The organism is Nostoc flagelliforme FACHB-838, assembly GCF_014698065.1.
Lineage (GTDB): Bacteria > Cyanobacteriota > Cyanobacteriia > Cyanobacteriales > Nostocaceae > Nostoc > Nostoc flagelliforme_B.
On sequence record NZ_JACJSI010000514.1, the window covers coordinates 1 to 3,610 of the forward strand.

At 44.7% G+C, this 3,610-nt stretch carries 3 protein-coding genes and 1 pseudogene; all 4 read left to right on the plus strand.

The annotated features are described in order from the left end of the window. The first annotated feature begins 77 nt into the window (after positions 1-77). Positions 78-746, plus strand: coding sequence for a hypothetical protein (locus H6G97_RS47695; RefSeq protein WP_190947327.1), 669 nt, complete (start codon positions 78-80; stop codon positions 744-746). Positions 747-775: 29 nt separating this feature from the next. After that, positions 776-997 (plus strand): alpha-ketoglutarate-dependent dioxygenase AlkB family protein, encoded by a 222-nt coding sequence (locus tag H6G97_RS47700; RefSeq protein WP_242056124.1) that lies wholly within the window; start codon positions 776-778, stop codon positions 995-997. Between the two features lie 16 nt (positions 998-1,013). Then, a pseudogene (locus H6G97_RS47705) lies at positions 1,014-1,385 on the plus strand (four helix bundle protein). 276 nt (positions 1,386-1,661) lie between these two features. Then, positions 1,662-3,610 (plus strand): plasmid replication protein, CyRepA1 family (locus H6G97_RS47710; RefSeq protein WP_190947328.1); only part of this gene is annotated, 1,949 nt, incomplete at its 3' end.

A 3,610-nucleotide genomic window follows, 5' to 3' on the forward strand; every position in this document is an offset into this window, starting at 1 on the left:
TGCCCTTAACCGCATGATCCAGCTAGGTAAGCCGGACACTTATAAAGTCGAAGACTAATTCCTATCCTGACTTCGGATTGGAGTGTCCTTTTTTCCTTTCATGCAACAAAGCCATTCGTAACTCCTTAGATAGTGCGGAACTGAAGCCTTCAAGATTAGCTACAATCCTTGGAGAGTATGGCTTTCATCCTGCGGAACTCCGAGAATGGAAAACCAATGGTATCCCAGATGTTGCGATCGCAATTATCTTAGAGTACTACGCTTACGAAGCTGGGCGATACTGCACTAAACAAGCCCGATTGGTATGCCGTTCATTCAACACCATCGGTATTCGTGCCTGGATTCAAGATTTACTGGGCTGGACAAAACCGACCTCTAATAGCGAAACAGCGATGACACAAATACAGTTACTCGCTGCAATCGCTCAACAGATGGCACAGCAAGAACAGCATTTACTCCAACAACAACAGCAACAAATTGAAATTTTGCACCGTCTCAAAGCGGTTGAAGTTGAGCAAGACAGGGTAAACACACCATGCGAACATAAATACAGTGTTGTTGGATTCGCCAATCTTCAAGGTTTAGAAATCTCGGTCAAAGAAGCCGGTACTAAGGGTCGAAAAGCCAGTGCATTGTGTCGAAAACAAGGCATAGAGATAGAACGCATTCATGACCCCCGATTTGGAAAAGTTGGTTTGTATTCAGAAAGTATTTTGGTTGAGGTTTTTAAAGCCGAACAAAACTAATAGCCGTTTCAAAATTTGAGATAACTACCATGCAACAACTCAATTTATTTGCTGAATCAACTCCAGTTTTACCAGTCACTTACTACCCTGATTTCTTAAGTCAAGAACAAGCCAACTCGCTCTACCAACACTGTCTGAAACTGGAGTGGCAGCAAAATCAAATCAGAATGTTGGGTAAAACTCTGCCCGTCCCGCGCCTTGAGTGCATCAAAACAATTCGCAATTCGCAATTCGCAATTCGCAATTATTAATTAAGGACAAAGAGACATGAACCAAAATATTAGCATTGCTGACAGAACAAAAGCTTTAGCGATAAGAATAGTTAAAGCTTGTACTTTCTTGGATGAAAAACCTGGAGTTTGTCGAACATTATCAAAGCAATTACTCCGAAGTGGAACTTCCATTGGAGCTAATGTTAGAGAAGCACAATCTTCTCAATCTGACAAAGATTTTCTCCACAAGCTAGAAATTGCACTTAAAGAAGAACGAGAAACTGAATACTGGTTGGAAATATTAATAGAGTCATAACTGGTTGAGAAAAACAAGTTTGAACTTTTACTCCAAGAAACCAGAGAAATTGGAAAAATTTTAGTTTCATCTACTCGGAAAGTTAAGGAGAAAATTAACAAGCATAATTAATTGCGAATTGCGAATTGCGAATTGCGAATTGCGAATTGCGAATTGTGTTGATGCACCCAGGCTGCCAGTCCACTCATCTGCATCAGGTTCCGAAAACTAACAAAGTCATTAGCACGCGAATTAATCTCACGTTTCGACCGCATACCGGAGGCAAGAGATAACGCTGTAGCTGGCTGTTGACGATTTTATAGCCAGCACAAACTCTCCACTTCAAGTTGAACTGGCGGCATGGGTGCAATGCCGCTTTATTTCCATGCGTCAAAAAACAGAGGGAATATGCGTATAATCGAATCTGATTCTCAAGCTCTACACTTACAAGAATGGCTCAACAGCGGAGTTGACAAAGAAATCATTGCTCTGAATGTGCGTTCGCTCTACAGGACGTTACCCTACGAATATCTGCTCTACAGCCCCAAAATCTCCCGTCGCAATGATGGACGACTCAGAGACAGAGACTTGAAAAAATACCAGCACATAGAACTCGGCGGCTGGTGGTGCAGTGGCGTTGACCCACTCAACAACTACGTCCTAATGATGTGGGGCTGCTTCAAACCCGACCATCCCCGACGCGACCGCCAAAAGATCCACAAATTCATCAAGTACGAGCATCCTTACAGAGAAGAGACACGCGCTTTCTTCCTCTTAGTCCCGAATCGCATTTGGGTGAAAGTTTCTAATCGTAGCGGTATCCCTATCACCGAAGAAGACCTACAGCATCCTGGGGGTTTTTGGCACTGGGTATGGAAGCATAATGTACCAGTCACAATCGTCGAAGGTGTCAAAAAAGCGGGAGCGTTACTGACTGCTGGTTATGCAGCGATCGCAATTCCGGGAGTAAACGCTGGATACCGCACACCTACTGATGAGTACGGTACTGCCATCGGTAAACCATACCTCATCCCCGACTTGAAACACTTTGCAACTCTTGGGAGACAGGTTAACATCTGCTTTGACCAGGACAACAAACCTGAGACAGTCCAACGTGTCAGAACTGCTATCAGCCGTATGGGACGACTGCTGGTAAATGAAGGTTGTTCGTTGCGAGTGATTGATTTACCGTTAGGGGCAGAGAAAGGGGTTGATGATTTTATCGTTGCTAAAGGGCGGGAAGCTTTTGATGCACTCTACAATACGGCTATTGCACTGGAGTTGTGGGAGATTAAGCTGTTCACTCTGCTGACTTACCCCCCGTCAATCGCACTCAATCAAAGATTCCTCGGACAGCTTCTCGTACCCGAAGGTGAAAAGCTAATTATCCTCAAGGCTCCTAAAGGCACTGGTAAAACCGAATGGCTGGCAACGGAGGTGGCCAAAGCACATGACCAGGGGAGACGGGTATTAATCATCACCCATCGTATTCAACTTGGTGAGGCGCTATGTAATCGATTTGGTGTTAACTATGTTACCGAAGTCCGCACAAATGAAACAGGCACAATGTTAGGATACGGGGTCTGTGTTGATTCATTGCATCAAGAAAGTCAGGCGCGATTCAATCCTAATGACTGGGCGAATGATGTCATTATTATTGACGAATGTGACCAAGTTTTCTGGCATTTGCTTAACTCTGGTACGGAAGTGCAAAAACGTCGAGTATCTGTTCTCAAAAACCTCAAACAACTGGTACAGAATGTTTTGGGCAGCAGTCAGGGAAAGATTTATCTGTCTAGTGCGGATGTCTCAGATACTGATGTGAAGTATGTTTTATCACTTGCTGGTGAATATCGAGTTAATCCCTTCGTCATCGTCAACAACTATCGGCACGTAGCTGGAAACTGTTACAACTATTCTGGCAGTAACCCGAAGAATCTCATCGCTGCACTCGACAAAGCGATAGCCAAAGGGGGGCATCATTTATTATGTTGCTCTGCTCAAAAAGCAAAGTCAAAATGGGGAACTCAAGCACTTGAAGAACGGTTTCGCCGTAAATTCCCTCACCTGCGAATCCTGCGGATTGACAGCGAATCTGTTGCTGACCCCTCTCATGCAGCTTTCGGTTGTATCGCTCATCTCAACGAGATTCTTACCCAGTATGATTTGGTTATCGCCTCCCCAAGTTTAGAAACTGGGGTCAGCATCGACATTCGAGGGCATTTTGATGGTGTATGGGGGATATTTCAGGGAGTGCAGCCGGTTAATTCCGTGCGTCAGATGTTGGCAAGGGTTAGGCAGACAGTTGACCGCCACATTTGGGTCAGAGACTGGGGTATGGGCGTTGTGGGCAATGG